Here is a 17,281-nt window from a genome sequence, read left to right on the forward strand (position 1 = left end):
TTGCCTGGCTCAACAAATTCAAACGTGTTCTCACTCGTTGGGACCGTTGCGCTGATCGATATACAGGCTTTGTTCATCTGGCTTTCTCTATGATTCTACTTCGAAGATATTTATGAAATGAGTTCTATAAAAATCGCAAGATTACTGCCGTATTCACAGCAAATATCGATCGCCTACGCGAGCTGATGCCTGACAAGGTTTTACAGGAAGTTCAACCGCTTCAGGTCTGGCCGGGTCGCGGTTCGGTTGCATTGACGGCTTATAGTTACGATTACTGCGACAACGATAGCTACAATGAGATTTCGCTATCCATTGTTACAAACGCGCCGGGCAAATCGAATTTTGGCCCATTGACACTGATGAGTCAGTCATCTTCGGGAGATTTCTGGGGTTATGTGCTGAAGCTTCCTGTCAATACCGAGCTGGCCAGGGTCAGAGGTGTTGTGGGATATAACTTGCCGAAGTGGTTGACGGGAATTGAACTTAAAGAGACAGATAAGGCATTTTCTTTCACAGTAACTGATGGTGATACAGGAAAAGTGGATTTCGTTTTTGAAGGTGAGAAGCTAAGCGACTTGTCGCATGAGGTCGAGATGGTAAAAAATAGCTTCACGAATCTCGACAAGAATGGACAACTTAACTATGGCTATTCGGTCTCGCGACAGCTTGCGCATGGCTCCAGTTCAAAATCCGAAACAGTTAATTTAAAACTGAATGACGGAAGTTTTTCGACTTTCATTAAGTCGCTCAAGCTGGGGAAGATGATGAAGTATGAATATGTTCCAGAATTTCAGAATGCACTCTATGCTCCTAGAGCATTGAGTAATCTACCTGCAACAAAGTGAAAAAATTGCGTCATTCGTAGATGAGTTGCCTGCACTTGATAGCCTATGCAGGCAATCGTTCCTGTTGAGGATGGCGTTTAATTCAAGGTGTGACTCGATCCTAAAACTAAAACTCATCTGACGATCGTTGGTGGCGTGAGCGCTAATTATCATGGCTTAGCAGCGCAGTTACTTTTACGCTACCACGATTACCATTTGGTATAAGGATGCTTTAATAAGCTGGCATTGGCATAACGTCGGTCATGGCTAACTTCCTCACCTAGCCATGATGGACGTTCAAAGTGCTGTGATTCTGACGTAAGTTCAATTTCTGCAACAATTAGCCCGGCATTTTCCCCGAAAAACTCATCCACTTCCCACACCAGATCATTTTGCAGAATGCGGTAGCGATTTTTTTCGATCAGCGGTTGCTGGCATACATGATCCAGAAGTGATTGCGCATCACTAAGTGGAATAGGGTATTCCCACTCATTGCATGTAATGCCAGTGGATATTCCTTTGATTGTCAGCATGGCGTTTTCACCATCGATTCTCACACGAACTATTTTTCCGGCCTCCGAAGAGATATATCCCTGACGTAAAAATGTCGCTTTGCCTGACTCTTTCCAATCATTGTTAACAACCAAAAATTTACGTTCAATTTCCACACCCATCATATTTCTCCGATTGGATAAAACTGAATTATCCTGCATCCCCTGATTTGACGGGTGTTTTCCAGCAAAGACTGTTGATTAAATAGCGCTGTCTGCAGAGGCTGCCATCAGGCTGGTCAGTATCGGTTGTAGCATCGCTTCCCCCAGCTTCATGCTACGAGCGCCATCCCATCCAACTGCAGTATCCGGCAAATTTTGATTATCTTTGAAGGGCAGCTCCAATGTCAGCGAAACACACTTGTAGGTATGCCCGATATATTTGGATGCCAGTGTCAGAACATCATCACTGTATTTGCTGGCTTCGTAACCATAACGTGTTTGAAAATCCGGACTTGCCGCACAGAAACTATCAATGAAGCGTTGTTGCTCCTGCATCTGAGTTTCACTAAAGCCCTCCAGCATTTCGCTGCCGGCAACAAACACAAAAGGCAATCCTTCATCTCCGTGAATATCTAAAAATAAGTCGCAGCCTGTTTCAGCAATCCGGTTTTTGACATAAAAGACTTCAGGACTTAATGCTAGTGAAGGCGTCATCCATTCCCGATTGAGATTTGCGCCAGCGGCATTTGTCCGCAAATTACCTCTGACAGAGCCATCGGGATTCATATTGGGTACGACATAAACGACGGCCTGCTCCAAAATACGACGAGCAATAGGATTGGACGTATCAAGCAAAGCCCGCAAGCTACCTTCGATCAACCACTCTGCCATTGTTTCACCTGGATGCTGACGTGCAATCATCCAGATTTTTTTCTTGGCATCGGGATTGCCAACCACAATCAAATTCAGATCACGCCCTTCTACGGTATTGCCCAGATCCTCTGTGTGTACCAGTGGCGAGCTCTCCGCAAAAGCCAACAATGCGAGGTGGCGTTCCCAGCTATAAGGCTCAAAATAGGCATAATAGACGCTGTCGCGTTCTGGTGTGTGACGTATTGTCATGATCTGACCGTCAAATTCTGTTTCTACTCGAAACCAATTTTCACGATCATAGCTCGCCATCGCTCGGTAGTTGTCCCATCCTTTTGGATAAGAGGAGTTACCCGCGTTCAGAATGCGCATGACGGCATTTTGCTGACGGGCTCCCTGCAGCCGAAAATAAAACCACTGAGAAAAATTTGCGTGTGAGTCTTTTCGTAGCTTTAATTCAATAGCATTCACCTGCTCACTGCTGATGACTTCTATTGCACCAGCATCGAAGTTTTGACTGATTTTAATCGCCATGTTAATGAATTTAAAAAATGTTGTGTACAAACGCGGCAGTACCGCGACCAGTAGAGTAGGTATTCTCACAGTTTTTTCACAAATATGAAAATATTTTAGTCAAAATACATAAATAAATCGGACATATATTTTCATTTGTCTGCTGAGCGTAGTCATTTCTCAAGAGATTATGGAAAAATAATGGGTGATAGACTATAATCTTTCGCTTGATGTCGGGGCGTAGCGCAGCCTGGTAGCGTACTTGCATGGGGTGCAAGGGGTCGAGTGTTCGAATCACTCCGTCCCGACCAATAAAAAAGACTTACAAACGAGGATTTGTAAGTCTTTTTGTTTTTATGCTGACTTTTTGCAGGTAGGTTATTTGGTCAGAGTCTGCGCAATCCACCTCAGGAACACGATGGTTTGTTGACGCAAAGCCCAGAACAACTCCACGCAGCCTTTGTCATCACGTCGTTTGCTTGTGAAGCGAACATCACTGGGAAGTGATGTTTCTCAAGGTACGGAAAGTGTGTCTGGTCTTGTTGGTACAGTTTTAGAAAACCTGAATGTCAATATTAAAAAGGGACTGGTCAGGAGATTTGCTATGCCTTAAAAGCAGCGGGCGATGGATTCTGCTACGCAGACAGGTTTGTCTGAGCCTTGGCGTTCAATTGTGACTTCCCATATCATCTGCGCACCGTCTTTAATATCTTCGACGGAGAGTAATTTCAGATGTGCTCTTAACTGGCTACCCACTGGAACAGGGGAGGGGAAACGTACTTTGTTCAAGCCGTAGTTGACTCCCATCTTGACATAACTCAGGTGTACAGTGCTTTCTATCAGCATTGGCAGTAAAGACAGTGTGAGGAATCCATGTGCGATCGGGCCGCCAAACGGAGATTCTCGTTTTGCTCTTTCTACATCAATATGAATCCACTGGTGATCTCCAGTAGCATCTGCAAACATATTGACTCTGTCCTGCGATATTTCCAGCCACTCCGAAACAGCGACCACCTGACCAGTCAGACTGCGTAATTCTTCCAAGCTTTTTATTTCCCGCATACGTTTCTCCTGTCGTCTTATCGTTATAGGTACTATTGTGGGCGGCGACCAAACATGCCCATGCCTTTGATTGTGCAAACCAATTTGCCATCCTGATTCACTGCACGCCATTCAGTTAATACAACGCCGCGATCTGGTTTGGAGCTGGATGGGCGACTTTCTAAGGTATGTGCAGTAACAGTCAAGGTATCACCTGGGCGAACCGGCAATATCCAGCGCACTTCTTCAAGACCGGGTGAGCCCATGCTGGTTGAGTCGTTCAGAAAGCCGTCGACGACCATACGCATGATGATTCCGCATGTATGCCACCCGCTGGCGATCACTCCGCCAAAAATAGAGTGGCTGGCCGCCGCTTTGTCTATGTGGAAAGGCTGGGGATCGAACTGCGAGGCGAATTCAATAATTTCAGATTCGCTGATCGTGCGGCTACCGAGTTCAATGACGCTTCCTGGAATGAAATCTTCAAAATACCATTGATATGTTTTACCTGTCATATTGTCCCCTTGTATTTTTAATGTGGTTTGATGATGTCAGTTGTGTATCTGCTTGCAGTCTTGACGTTGATAGTCAAATTTTTCTATCGGGTCGAAAAAAATCCCGGACTATGCCGGGACTTCTATTGAGCAGAATCAGGCTGCTTGTTTAAAGCCGGGCTGAGCAATAAAACGTGCCAGATGGTGATCGGTATCCCCCAGAGACAGTTCTATCATTGTCAAACGCTTAAACATATGTGCTGCTGGCAATTCATTCGTCACTCCCATACCACCATGCAGCTGTACGGCTTGCTGCCCAATGTAGCGAGCTGCTTGTCCTACGCGTGCTTTGGCTGCGGAGACGGTACGGCGACGTTCTTCAATATTGTCAGACGACACTTTGACTGCAGCCAGTGTCGCCATGGAACGGGCTTGTTCCATTTCCATAAACATTTCTGCCATGCGATGTTGCAGTACCTGAAACTTACCAATAGGTACACCGAATTGCTGACGTGTTTTCAGATATTCCAGTGTGGCGGCGATGACTGCTTCCATGATGCCGATCGCTTCCGAGCACAAGAGCGTGATACCGTAGTCAGAAGCTGCATCAAGGATGTTCCAACCATTGCCTGCATCGCCTAATAATGCAGCATTCGACACTTGTACTTGATTAAAATGGATATCCGCCGCTCGGAAACCATCAATGGTGCGATAGTCTTTGCGTGTAATTCCAGGAGTGCTTGTATCAACCACAAACAAACTGATGCCTTGAAGGTCGCGTTGCGAGCCACTGCTGCGGGCGGAGACGATCAGTGAATTTGCTTGCGCGCCGTGCAGAACGACGGTCTTAGTGCCGTTCAGAATATAGCCATCTGCATTTGCGGACGCAGTTGTTGCAATGTCAAACAAGTCGTGACGCGACTGTTTTTCTCCCAAAGCAGAAGCCAACTTCAGCTCGCCGCTAGCGACCTGCTCCAGTAATGCTTCCTGCTTGCCTGCTAGTTTCAGAAATTCAGCACCTAGTATGGTTGCGAAGTAGGGCTCAATCACGATGCCTCGTCCCAATTCCTGCATGACAATTTGCATGTCAATAGCGGTACCATTGAATCCACCTTGGTCTTCTGGAATAGGCAGAGCGGTCGCGCCTAATTCTGCCAAAGCTGCCCAGGCTGCATCTGAGACACCAGCAGCAGATTCGATAATATGTTTGCGTTGCTCAAAGTTGTAATCCTTTTCGACCCAACGACGAACGGCTTCTGCGAACTGTGTTTGTTCTTGCGTTAAATTAAAATCCATTTTGTTCTCCTTACAGTCCCAGAATCATTTGGGTGATGATATTTTTTTGGATCTCGTTTGAACCACCATAAATTGAGGTTTTGCGGTAATTGAAGTAGTACGATGCTAAAGGTGCTGCATCGTCATCCTCAACCACGCTATGCAATTGCTCACCTTCGAGGAAGGCAGGATCAAATGGCAGACTGTATGGGCCGGCCGCTTCCACCATCAACTCTGTCAGGCGCTGCTGGATTTCTGTTCCTTTGATTTTTAGCAGTGATGCCTCAGGACCAGGGCGACCACTGTCTTGAGAAATAACGCGCAAGACAGTGATTTCCAGTGCCATCAATTCGATTTCGAGACTGGCAACCTTACTTGCATAGACAGGATCATCCAGCAATGGCAATCCATTTTTTTGATGTTCGGTGGCAATACGTTTGAGGAATTGCAACTCACGTTTGGCGCGGCCTACAGCCGCGATGTTGGTACGCTCATGTCCAAGCAGATATTTCGCGTAAGTCCAGCCTTTGTTTTCCTGTCCGATCAGATTTTGCACTGGTACTTTGACGTTATCAAAGAACACTTCATTTACTTCATGATCTTCATCGAGCATGATGATAGGGCGTACTGTGATACCCGGTGTTTTCATGTCGATCAGGAGAAAGGATATACCTTCTTGTTTGCGCGCTGTCGGGTCGGTGCGAACCAGACAGAAAATCATATCGGCATGTTGTGCCAGTGTGGTCCAGGTTTTTTGACCATTAACAATGTAAAAATCGCCATCCCGTTCTGCACGTGTTTTGACGGAAGCGAGATCCGAGCCTGAGCCTGGCTCAGAATATCCCTGGCACCACCAGTCATCACAATTCAAGATGCGCGGCAGATAGTAGTCTTTTTGCGCTTGATTGCCGAATGCCATAATGACAGGAGCAACCATCGCCACACCGAAAGGCATGATGGCTGGTGTGCCAATACGTGCGCATTCTTCTTCAAAAATATGCCGTTGTGTCGGTGTCCAGCCAGTGCCACCATACTCCTTAGGCCAACCAGTTGCAACCCACCCTTGTTTTGCCAAAATTTTATGCCAGCGAACAAAATCTTCGCGTGACATACGTTTGTGATTCAACACTTTTTGTCGCAAATCTTCAGGGAGATTTGTTTCGAGATAAGTACGTACCTGATCACGGAAAGCAAGGTCTTCCGCCGTATAATTCAAATCCATTATGTCTCCTGGTTGTCATGGCCGATGATATATTATATAAAAAAGCACGACCGTTCAAATCAATTGTACAACGGATTTCTGGCTGTGTGACAAGCAAATAATGAAAGAATGATGTGATTGTTTTATTGGCGACAGAATTTGAAAATTAACCAACAGAATTTGAGACTCAAGGCACGTGCTACAACGCAGTCAGAAGGCGGTTTTGCAAACTTATTCTATCCATTACCGAGGCTCGGTAATGGATGTTGTTTGAAGCAATGAAAAATTTTAATGTGTCAGACGTAGGGGGTGTAAGCAATTCCGTTTTGTATCTGACCTATTAGTTGCGCCTGATTTTCAGGGCTTTCAGAAAAACTGACTAACACACCGGCAGGGGAAATTTTTCCAGTACTTAACTCATTGAACCAGTAATCGAAACCAGATTGATCTGGCGCACGGTGCAGAACATTTTTGTAAAAATTAGTAATGAGTGTTGTGGCTGATGGATTGACTCCATACAAAGACTGAAATTCTGTGGACGCCACAAACCCAGCAGCTACAGATTGTAACGAAGAACCTTTATCCATATCACCAATCCAGTAACCTAATCCAATTAGGTCAGGTTTTCTGTCAAATGCCGCTTGATATAAACGATATGCTTGTCCGGCGATACCGTTAATATCCAAAGCAACGTTCCCGTCAGTAAATTGCAGGCGTTCAATTTGTCGTACAGTATCTATGCCTTCTGCACCAGTTTTATATTGAACAGTAAAATCAGTATTGCTGGTACTAATTTGATAATCAGCTATTTTCCCTGAGTAGATCGCTGTATCAGTCCCGGCACCGCCAATAATCGTGTCATTACCAGCTAAGCCTTTAAATATGTCATTGCCACTGGTGCCTGTCAACGTATCATTTCCTGCGGTACCGATAATAACGCCGTTGGATATATTCGTTGTTGTGAATGTATAGTTACTGCTGCCAGCAAAACTGTTGCCTGCGATATCTTTAATGCTACCCGCAGCGATGGTCAGCTTGTAGCTGGTTCCAGGATTCAGATCATTGGTGGGATCAATCGTCAGAGTGCTGCCATTAATGCTCAGATTACTGCTGCTGGCGACATCATAGGTAGCGACAGGTGTTCCATCCGTTGTCGATAAGGTGATCGTCCCGCTTCCTTTGGTGATCGCTTCATTGAACGTCACTACAATATTGGCTCCAACAGCGATACCCGTCGCAGACGAAACCGGGTTGGTGCTACTAATGACTGGAGGTGTCGTATCTCCGAAATAAGTCGTTAAATCGAGAGTATCTCTGCCGTTATTAAATACCAGCTTTTCCATATTGTACAAAGTCGCATGCAGGGTGCCGCTGGCCCCCGAAACTGTATCGACGTGCACAGCACCATCTGAAGTTTTGGTGATGTTGTAATCAGTGCGCAGAGATGTACCAAGTATCAGTGAATCTGTTCCGCCCAGACCATCAATGGTAAAAGTGCCCGGATTGACGACGGTCCAGGAGTTGTCTCCCGATGTACCGGTATAAGTAGCCATATCATTAATCTCCGATTGAATAAATAAAATAGTCGATGTGGTGGATGCCCGTCATGACGTAGCGTAAATTACGCAACTTGCGTTTGTCTCATGTGGATTTGCTCATGTTGATCCATCGCCAGATAGTTCAGACCTGTGTCATCCAGATAGCGTAAGGCATCTTGCTGCTTGAGCATGGCGATCGTGGTGCAACTGCCTGCAAGGGTCGCGAGCGGTGCGATAACGCTCACTGTGCGCCATTGATGAACAGGTTGACCAGTGAAGGGATTGAGAATATGGCAGTATCGACGGCCATCAAGTTCAAAAAAACGCTCGTAGTCTCCGCTGGTTGCCAGCGCACCTTGTGTCAGAGGAATGCTGGCAATTAGTTGATTTTTTTTGCGGGGGTTTTGTATTCCGATCATCCATGGGCTGTTATCTGGCTTTGGCCCCAGAACGCGGATATCTCCACCCAGATTGATATAGCCATGCTGCATGCCATAAGTTGATACAACATCAGCAGCTCGGTCTGCCGCATATTCTTTGCCAAAACCACCGAAATCAATTTCCATTCCTTGTCGTGGCAGTCTGATCTGATGATCTGAGCGTTCTACGACAGACCAATCGATCAGCTTGCATGCCTCGGCGAGCTGATATTCATCTGGAATGTGGGGCTCTTGAAAATTCCAGATTTTTCGCAAAACCCCAGCCGTAATATCAAATAGCTGATCGCTATTTCGATAAAGATTATCTGCAAATTCTAATAGTGACCATGTCTCGTCATCACAGACTACGGGTGCCTGACTTGCTGCTGCGTTGATGCGTGAAACGATGCTGTCGTGCGTATAACGGGAGAATTTTTTCTGTATGCGAAATACTTCTTCCACAGCAGCTTTTGCGACGCGCATCGCTTGTTGCTCGCTGTCTGTTGCCAACACAATTTCACAGCCACATGCCATAGCGTTGAATGGAATTTTATGTATTTGCATAAACTTTTATCTGGGCAGTGAACATCATTCAGAATCAGAATTGCCTTGCGAGTCCGACTTGTATCATTCTGGCGTTAAACGGCAACAAGCCCGGGCTGCCACTACCAAATAAACGCCAGGAGGAGCGCTGTTGATACTGCTCCAGCTTGATATCGGCTGACCAGTCTTCATCAATTTGTTTGCTGATTTTGAGTCCGAATGTTCGTGCCCCAAAAGCAGATACGCGCTGATCTTCTGAGTAATTCAACGCATCCAGGGATGGATTAGGAGGAAACGGATATAAAGACGGATCAGCATCAACATAAAAGCTGGCAGCGCTTTGTGTGTATAAACGTAGAGAGGGTGCGATGCTCCAGCCTTGCGCAACAGGTTGTACATATTCGAGATTAAGTGTGTGCGCTTTGATACTCCAGGAATCAGAGTAGTAGCGATAACTCAGGCGCGTAGTCCCTCTTGTTGTTTCACTGTGATGATTCCATCTTGCCAGCACGGTATTGCTGTTGCGTTCGCGGGGACGGTGATCAAATATTTTGTATGGATCAGAGTAATAACCCCGGCCTCTGGTAAACCCAAGATTGAGCTGAGCGATGTCGTTAACGGTCAGGATTTGCGTCACACTGAATAGCACATCAGTAATGTATTTTTTTTCGTTCGTGACGACCTTGTTGTTCGGATTAATCGTATCGTTGTTGTAACCGATACCGGCAGTCCAGGTGGTGTTTTTACTGTCACTGGAGCGACTGGCTTGTAAGGAGATACCTCGCGACAAATAATCTGATTCGCTAGATACATTGCCCCCCAGAGTCAGCGATCCATGCTCAAAATAGCGCGTAACGTCGGCATCGAAAGCGCGTCGCAGGTCGTGCATTTTACTGATCCCGCCGTTGTGATATGCAGGTGATGCGCCGGAAATGCTATCGGAGGTATAAGAGCTGCCAATCGACCAATCTCCGTACACAGGTGCCAGAACTTTCAACGAGGTTGCCTGTACCTTAATCCGGTCATCACCTGGTTGACTATCCTGATAGTCAAGATATTTCAGGCTGACGAGGCCTCGCTCTGGCGGAGTGTCTGCCTGTGCGTTTTGTACTGCTGTTACCAATGGCAAGCACATGGCTGCACTCAGCAGGGTTGCCGTAATTGTTGAAACGGTCGATGTCTGCGATTCTTGCTGGTATGTATCCATCATATTTTCCAGATTTTTATTGAGTGCAGAGCACATTAATTGCAACCACAACCGCCGCCACCGACGCCTGCGCCACCGGTTGCTGCTTCTTTACTGCCGTAAATGTGCTCTGCAAATTTTGATTCGAGCGCATCGTTCTCAAAGGTCATTTCTTTTTTTGCCAGGGTACCTTTTTCCCAGGCATTGACTTGCTGTATCGAATCTATTGTGCTGCATGCAGACAGCGCGATCATCGTAACGAGCAATGCGCAGCAACGTGTTATGGTCGATGAAGACATTATGGTTTTACTCCGGCAAGGGTTTGTATCATTTGTTCTATTTTCCCGCGCGCAGCATCATTGAATCCTATGTGCTGGGCAACAACCTTACCATCGCGGTCAATCAGCACGCTCGTGGGCATTCCTTTGACCTCGTATTGACGTGGCAGTGTGCCTTTAGGGTCATAAGCAATATCGAAATTACCTGGCACTGAGTCCAGAAAACGTTTGGCATCTTCCTTGTTGGTATCAAGATTGACCGCAATGATTTTTACACCTTGCGCCTGAAACTTTGTCTGCATGGCATTCATCCAGGGAAAAGACTGCTTGCATGGGCCACACCATGAAGCCCAGAAATCGAGGTAGACGATTTTTCCTTTATAGTCACTGAGCTGAATATTTCCCTTGTTGCCTGGCAGTGAAAAATCGACCGCTGGTTGACCGCTCTCTATTGCGCGAGCAGACAAGCAAGTGAATGTGAGCAGAACGAGGGAGGCCAGGATGAAGCTGTTTTTTGATAACCGACTCAGATTATCTGGCGTGGTTACTTTGGAATTGTGTGTATGCATTGGCTAGGCTCTTCCTGTTAATTGAAAAGTATGGCGATGCGCTGAAACATAGGCCGTTATTGCTGTAATACGCAGTTATGTCGATGAAGCAATCATGAAAAGTAATCCAACATGATCCATCGCATTGACTGATCAGGGTAATTCATAAATCTTAAGGAAAAATTAATCGATCTTTTTGCCACCTTAGTCCCATCTTGATGACATCATTTGCAATTCAGGTGTTATCAAATAGCCATTCAACCGTCATTCAACCGTCATTCAACCGTCATTCAACCATCATTCAACCATCATTCAACCATCATTCAACCATCATTCGACAGCCATTGATATGCCATCCTACCAGCGCGCGCCGTTAAGGCTGCTTGATAAGTGTTTCATTTTGTATCTGACGTGAGGCCTTTGTCGTGCTGATGATACGTTGTGTTAAATATTGATTACTATTTATCAGCAGACTTTATCAACAGACTTGACGCGAATAATTTTTTATCTGGGCTTACGCAAAATTACCTCTATAAGGCCAGACAAATTTCCTGTGTTTTTGGAAGGTGGCGAGTGAGTTCGTTAAGTGATGTTTGCTTGTTTAGAGGGTGACATGGTGTCTGAAACGCTGATTACAATGTGGCGAAATGACAGTATGGTTCGTATAGGACTTTACAATCAGTAGCAGTTAAGTCACCAGAGCAGTTTTGTGTCACTTGTTTGTAAAAAAGAGAGACAGGAATGTGGGAGAGTATTGTAAAAATAAAACGAGAATGAAATGAAAGTAAGTGTCTGTAGTGCGTTATAAACACAATACAGACACTTACAGTGTTATTGCCAATAGTACCAATATCAGCCAAATGGTATGAAAATCAATGCGTTATCAATGGAAATGCGCAGTTCCCGGTGTGGGTAAATCATCCGGCATTTCGGTGTGTACCAAATCTGCATCGCGGTCGGCAAATAGTGGTGTTCCGCAATCATCACAGAATTCCATAGAAAATATATCTTCCAATGGAAGTATGTCGTCGATGCCGGATTCTTTTAACAGCGCAGCGATTTCGCCTGTCAGTTGACCTGATTCATCCATGCTGACAGCGGAGTTCTGATCATCTGCCTGATACAAAGGCCACACGACGCCATAGATGACTTCAGGGCTATCTTTCAGGCAAAAACTGACTCTGTATTCATCGATCTGGCCCGGCATCTCCTGCTCGCCGAATGAGGCGATCACTGCGCTGAATTGATTCGCTTCCTTACCCAGACTTTGGGTCAGATAAAAAACGGCAGAACGGATGGAGGCAGGCCTTATGCGGATATCTGCCTCACGGCAGGCCGTGTAATACGCTTCTGGCATCAACAACTCGATGCTGCAGCCAGGCAACATACGCTGTATCACGGGCTCTGCAAATAATTGCCATTGAGACAAAGCATCGTTTTTAGCGGCGGCACAATCATAAGGCGCATCAATATTTTGCCAGCGGAACATGGCGGTCCCGACAGGTACAGTCAATGTCGCAAGGACATAGCGTATATCGGCTAAAAAAGGAACGGTCTGTGCGGTAGCCTGTTCTTGCAGGCGGTGGCTATTTTTTAGTTGCGCCAGACTATACTTTTCCATCGTGGCATAGACATCGCAGTGAGATTTTGGGAGTTGGTCTATCGAGTAAAGATTCGGCAGAATGTTTAACTGTGTGTCGTCTGCCAGGATATAGCTGTGCAGGAATTCTGCCAGTGTAGTCGCTGTTTCTGCAGGAATAGGAGCCGAGGCGATTTCAAATCTTGTCCATGCCAGAACGGGCGCTGCAATCAGCAGTGTGCTGTATTGCTTTCCTTCTACGGTTAAGGTCGCGCTGGTGCTGACGGTTTCCAGAGTTTCGATCATGACTTCGTATGCATCTGGCTGAGACTGGAATAAAAATTCACATGCTGCATCGAGTGTGTCTTGATGGTGCAGTTTAAAATTTTTGGTGACAGTCGCGTCCAATCGCGCTTGCCAGCTCAGGTCTTCCAGTCTGCTTGCTGACTGGGTAACGGCAATGGCAAGATTAGCAATGCGCTGGCTCTCTGCAGCGAGTTTGATTCGGTTTCTTTTTATTGGGCGGCGCATACAGACACAGTGTAGAAATGAGGGGAGTGATTCTAACGGTATATCCCCCTGACCCCGATGTATGAAACCTATTTCTTTGCGTATTGTTGTTGTCCAAACAAAATATCTTTAGCGTTTGCATCGTTGAGCGGTTTGCGTAAATCAGCTAATACTTTGACACCTCGCTCTACAGCAGGGCGCTGACTGATTTCATCAAACCAGCGTTTGGCATGTGGAAAATCAGCCCAGTCTATTCCCTGGTTGGCAAACGAGCGTGTCCACGGAAAAGTAGCGATATCAGCAATGGTGTAATGATCACCCGCCAGATAGGCGGTTTTTGATAATTGTTTGTCTAATACACCATACAGCCGCTTAGCCTCATTGCTGTAGCGATCGACGGCATAATCAATTTTAGTCGGTGCATAAATGCGGAAATGATGTGCCTGCCCCAGCATAGGACCAACGCCACCCATCTGAAACATCAGCCATTGCAGGGTTTCATATTTTTCCCTGACCGTATTGCCCAAAAACTGTCCGGCTTTTCCCGCCAGATATAACAGGATAGCACCTGATTCAAACAGGGAAATTGGTTTGCCATCAGGTCCATCGGCATCGACGATTGCAGGGATTTTATTATTCGGGGAAATCGCGAGAAATTCCGGTTTAAACTGATCCCCGGCACCAATATCTACCGGAATTGCGCGGTACGCCAGACCGCATTCTTCCAGCATGATGTGGATTTTGTGACCATTCGGAGTGGGCCAGGAATAAACGTCTATCATCGTGTGCTCCTATAGTGAATTATCGATACAGCGGATTTGGCGCATATGAATACGAACCTGATGTTGCTTCTGATTGTTGCTGCCTGATGCTTATTATGCAGAGGTTTGCCATTTCGCGCACAGAATCCTCTTAATGAGCATTTTTGTTCATTGATTTATACGGTCAGCCAGTGTATGCGGCCAGTTTTCCCGGCTTATATATCGAGATAGGGTTGCGCAATCGCCGCTACCCAGTTCATCCAGCTTTGCGTTCGTTTCGGCAGGTGGCGGCGATCTGGATACAGCAGCGAAACTGGCATTGCCGCGGCAGTGAATTCCGGTAGCACTTCAACCAGCAGGCCTTGCTCTATCCATTCTCTGGCACCAATCGCCGGCGCCTGGGTAATCCCAAAGCCGGCCAGACAAGCTGCCTGATAAGCATCACTGTTATTGACGGTGAGCACGCCGGACATGGCAATGGTCTTGTGTTTACCTTCGTCTACGTATTCAAATCCCGTTGGCTTGCCCCCGAAATTGCTGGCGTAATGAATCAACTGATGCTGCCCCAGATCCGCCAGACTGACAGGCATGCCATGCTGTGCGATGTAGGCCGGGCTGGCGCAATTGATTTGCCTCAGCTTCCCAAGGGGGCGGGCGATCAGACTGCTGTCGCTCAGATTACCGATACGCATCACACAATCAAAGCCTTCCCGGATCAGATCGACCCGCCGGTCAGTGCTGCTTAATTCGATTTCCAGTCGCGGATGCAAGCGTAAAAATTCCGGCAGGCGCGGAATCACGATATTGCGTGCGAATGCGCTCGGCAAATCCATCCTCAGGCGTCCACTGATCTGGCTTTCGCCTTGCTGGAACAGCGTTTGCAGCTCTTCCATATCCGCCAGCATGTCTTTGCAGCGTTCGTAAAAAATCAGGCCATCCGCTGTCATTTGTACGCTGCGCGTGGTTCGGTGCAGCAAGCGGGTGCCAAGCAGGTTTTCGAGTTGCTTAACGGAAGTGGAAATACTGGCTTTCGGCAATCCGATCTGATCGGCTGCCTGCGTAAAACTGCCCAGCTCCGCCACCCGGACAAAAATGTGCATCGCTTCAAACTGATTCATCAGACCGTCCTTTAACCCAGCTGTAGGAGTGAATACAGGAAATATAGTATTGATAGTATTGATTGTTCGTAAATAACGAACAGTACGATCATTTTTGCACTATTTATCTTCAATGGGCACGCTTATACACTGCATTCATCCCATTTGTGATGGGGTATTTCATCAGGAGCCATACCATGAACAACATGAATACAAACGCAAATGCAAATGCAAGCGCAAACACCCCAGCTTCATCTTCACAGCAGAAAATCGCCCTGATCACCGGCGGCAGCCGTGGATTGGGTAAAAACACGGCGCTCGCCTTGGCTCGGCAAGGTGTCGATATCATTCTGACGTATCAGACCAGGGAATCCGATGCATCTGCCGTGGTGGCAGAAATACAAGCACTGGGGCGGCGGGCAGTAGCATTGCAACTCGACACCGGCGCAGCCGATACCTTTGCCGGGTTCACTGAAAAATTACAACTGATACTGGTTCAGCAATGGCAACGGCATCAATTCGATTTTCTGATGAATAATGCCGGGATAGGCGGGCACACTACGTTTGCTGAAACAAGTGAAGCGCAGTTTGATCAGTTGATGAATATCCACTTTAAAGGCGTGTTTTTCCTCACGCAAACCCTGTTGCCAGTGATTGCGGATCACGGCCGTATCCTGAATGTGTCCAGCGGTCTGACACGCTTTTCCTTGCCTGGGCACGCTGCCTATGCGGCGATGAAGGGGGCGGTCGAGATATTGAGCCGATATCTGGCGAAAGAGCTGGGCGCACGTGGCATTGCTGTCAATGTGATTGCGCCGGGCGCGATTGCCACTGATTTTGGTGGTGGCGTCGTCAGGGATAATGCGCAGCTGAATCAGTTTGTTGCCAGTCAGACCGCATTGGGGCGTGCCGGTTTGCCGGATGATATTGGCGGCGTGGCTGCGGCGCTATTGTCGGATAACTGTGGCTGGATTAACGGTCAGCGCATCGAAGCATCCGGCGGTATGTTTTTATAAGCTATATCGTCAGCGGTCAGTCTGTGCTCTGTAGTGCAGACGACTATTCTGCCTTACCAGATGCAGTGAATGATGGCATCATGCGACATCTTTGTTTTAGTAGCGTATGCAGATTGATGAAAAACAGTCCGGTTGTGCCTTTTGTGCCTTATATAGCTTTGCATTTTGCGATATTTTTGTTCGGCAGTGCGGGTGTGTTGAGTAAAGTGCTGGCAGTGTCGTCGTTATTGCTGGTGTTCGGGCGAACCTTATTTGCCAGCATCAGCCTTATACCTTTATTGCTGGTTCAGCGCGAATTTTCTTTTCGCGCTGTGCCAAAAACGGTCATCCTGTGCGGCGCTTTGCTGGCGGTGCACTGGCTGAGTTTTTTTGCCGCGATGAAGGTGGCGCCTGTCACCTATGGCCTGATGGGGTTCGCCAGTTTTCCGTTGTTCGTGACATGGCTGGAACCGTGGCTGTTCAAGGAAAAACGGGATGGTAAGGACTGGTATGCGGCGCTGGCGGTAGTGGTCGGCATGATCGTGATGGTCAGCGATAGCGGTGGAACGGGCGACATCGCAAATGCGGCACCACAATCACCATTGACAGGTTTATTGCTTGGTATTTTTTCTGGATTCAGCTTTGCCTTGCTGGTATTGGCAAATCGCTGGCAAGGTGGCCATATCGCGCCGTTCCGGTTGGCGTTTCTGCAAAATAGTGTCGCCACCGTTACCTTGCTGCCATTTGTGTTGGTGGACGGGGGCCTGAGTCAGATTTCTGCCAATGAATGGTGGGGGTTGGCGCTGATGGGCATTGTGTTTACTGCGATCTCGCACGGTTTGTTCATGTATAGCCTGCGCTATGTTTCCACCCGTTTCGCCAGCCTGATGACTTCGCTGGAGCCTGTTTATGGGATAGCGATTGCTTATCTCGTGTTACATGAAACGCCGAGTCTGCGCGCCTTGATCGGTTGTGCTATCGTGATTTCAGCGACGGTGGCGGTGTCGTATTGGCATGGGAAGGCACACTGATATTGTACGAAATACCGTACGGAAGATAGACTGCAGAATCAAAAAAGGCGAAGAATATCTTCGCCTTTTTGTTTGAGTGGGCAA

Annotated in this window: 17 protein-coding genes and 1 tRNA gene; 4 read left to right on the forward strand and 14 right to left on the reverse strand. The window is 47.1% G+C overall.

The window, feature by feature from the left end; genetic code table 11:
• The first annotated feature begins 185 nt into the window (after positions 1–185).
• On the forward strand, positions 186–845 hold the full coding sequence (locus ACO0LB_RS18605; protein ID WP_423051829.1) for a hypothetical protein: 660 nt from the start codon (positions 186–188) through the stop codon (positions 843–845).
• A 188-nt stretch (positions 846–1,033) separates the two neighbouring features.
• Here ACO0LB_RS18605 and ACO0LB_RS18610 read toward each other — a convergent pair whose 3' ends face one another.
• Together ACO0LB_RS18610 and ACO0LB_RS18615 are read right to left on the reverse strand one after the other, a co-directional pair.
• On the reverse strand, positions 1,034–1,501 hold the full coding sequence (locus tag ACO0LB_RS18610; protein WP_423051831.1) for a CYTH domain-containing protein: 468 nt from the start codon (positions 1,499–1,501) through the stop codon (positions 1,034–1,036).
• 75 nt (positions 1,502–1,576) lie between these two features.
• Positions 1,577–2,722, reverse strand: a complete 1,146-nt coding sequence (locus ACO0LB_RS18615; RefSeq protein ID WP_423051944.1) for a M14 family metallopeptidase — start codon at positions 2,720–2,722, stop codon at positions 1,577–1,579.
• 213 nt (positions 2,723–2,935) lie between these two features.
• Here ACO0LB_RS18615 and ACO0LB_RS18620 point away from each other — a divergent pair.
• Positions 2,936–3,012 (forward strand) — tRNA-Pro (locus ACO0LB_RS18620).
• A gap of 298 nt (positions 3,013–3,310) precedes the next feature.
• Here ACO0LB_RS18620 and ACO0LB_RS18625 read toward each other — a convergent pair.
• From ACO0LB_RS18625 to ACO0LB_RS18680, 12 genes are all read right to left on the reverse strand, one after another.
• Positions 3,311–3,763: a MaoC family dehydratase gene (locus tag ACO0LB_RS18625; protein ID WP_423051833.1), complete on the reverse strand. Its 453-nt coding sequence runs from the start codon at positions 3,761–3,763 to the stop codon at positions 3,311–3,313.
• Positions 3,764–3,795: 32 nt separating this feature from the next.
• Positions 3,796–4,257 carry a MaoC family dehydratase gene (locus tag ACO0LB_RS18630; RefSeq protein WP_423051835.1) on the reverse strand — a complete coding sequence of 154 codons (462 nt, stop codon included), beginning with the start codon at positions 4,255–4,257 and terminating at the stop codon, positions 3,796–3,798.
• 135 nt (positions 4,258–4,392) lie between these two features.
• Complete coding sequence (locus ACO0LB_RS18635) at positions 4,393–5,532, reverse strand: acyl-CoA dehydrogenase family protein (protein ID WP_423051837.1); 1,140 nt, start codon at positions 5,530–5,532, stop codon at positions 4,393–4,395.
• Positions 5,533–5,542: 10 nt separating this feature from the next.
• Positions 5,543–6,733 (reverse strand): acyl-CoA dehydrogenase family protein, encoded by a 1,191-nt coding sequence (locus ACO0LB_RS18640; protein ID WP_423051839.1) that lies wholly within the window; start codon positions 6,731–6,733, stop codon positions 5,543–5,545.
• Positions 6,734–7,008: 275 nt separating this feature from the next.
• Entirely contained in the window at positions 7,009–8,265 is a 1,257-nt protein-coding gene (locus tag ACO0LB_RS18645) for a DUF4214 domain-containing protein (RefSeq protein WP_423051841.1), read from the reverse strand.
• 68 nt (positions 8,266–8,333) lie between these two features.
• Positions 8,334–9,233 (reverse strand): FAD:protein FMN transferase, encoded by a 900-nt coding sequence (locus tag ACO0LB_RS18650; RefSeq protein ID WP_423051843.1) that lies wholly within the window; start codon positions 9,231–9,233, stop codon positions 8,334–8,336.
• Between the two features lie 34 nt (positions 9,234–9,267).
• The gene (locus tag ACO0LB_RS18655; protein WP_423051845.1) at positions 9,268–10,422 is read right to left on the reverse strand and encodes a DUF3570 domain-containing protein; all 1,155 of its coding nucleotides are present in this window, start codon (positions 10,420–10,422) and stop codon (positions 9,268–9,270) included.
• A 32-nt stretch (positions 10,423–10,454) separates the two neighbouring features.
• Positions 10,455–10,697, reverse strand: a complete 243-nt coding sequence (locus ACO0LB_RS18660) for a DUF4266 domain-containing protein (protein ID WP_423051847.1) — start codon at positions 10,695–10,697, stop codon at positions 10,455–10,457.
• Entirely contained in the window at positions 10,697–11,245 is a 549-nt protein-coding gene (locus tag ACO0LB_RS18665) for a TlpA family protein disulfide reductase (RefSeq protein WP_423051849.1), read from the reverse strand. Before ACO0LB_RS18665 ends, ACO0LB_RS18660 begins: the two co-directional genes overlap by 1 nt.
• A gap of 862 nt (positions 11,246–12,107) precedes the next feature.
• The gene (locus ACO0LB_RS18670) at positions 12,108–13,334 is read right to left on the reverse strand and encodes a DUF2863 family protein (protein WP_423051851.1); all 1,227 of its coding nucleotides are present in this window, start codon (positions 13,332–13,334) and stop codon (positions 12,108–12,110) included.
• A 68-nt stretch (positions 13,335–13,402) separates the two neighbouring features.
• Positions 13,403–14,095, reverse strand: a complete 693-nt coding sequence (locus tag ACO0LB_RS18675; protein WP_423051853.1) for a glutathione binding-like protein — start codon at positions 14,093–14,095, stop codon at positions 13,403–13,405.
• 194 nt (positions 14,096–14,289) lie between these two features.
• Positions 14,290–15,195 carry a LysR family transcriptional regulator gene (locus ACO0LB_RS18680; protein ID WP_423051946.1) on the reverse strand — a complete coding sequence of 302 codons (906 nt, stop codon included), beginning with the start codon at positions 15,193–15,195 and terminating at the stop codon, positions 14,290–14,292.
• A 182-nt stretch (positions 15,196–15,377) separates the two neighbouring features.
• Between ACO0LB_RS18680 and ACO0LB_RS18685 the strand changes: the two genes are divergently transcribed.
• Positions 15,378–16,187: an SDR family NAD(P)-dependent oxidoreductase gene (locus ACO0LB_RS18685; RefSeq protein ID WP_423051948.1), complete on the forward strand. Its 810-nt coding sequence runs from the start codon at positions 15,378–15,380 to the stop codon at positions 16,185–16,187.
• Positions 16,188–16,303: 116 nt separating this feature from the next.
• Complete coding sequence (locus ACO0LB_RS18690) at positions 16,304–17,197, forward strand: DMT family transporter (RefSeq protein WP_423051855.1); 894 nt, start codon at positions 16,304–16,306, stop codon at positions 17,195–17,197.
• The last annotated feature ends 84 nt before the right edge of the window (positions 17,198–17,281 follow it).

The sequence above is a fragment of the Undibacterium sp. SXout7W genome (genome assembly GCF_049339385.1).
Classification (GTDB): domain Bacteria; phylum Pseudomonadota; class Gammaproteobacteria; order Burkholderiales; family Burkholderiaceae_D; genus Undibacterium.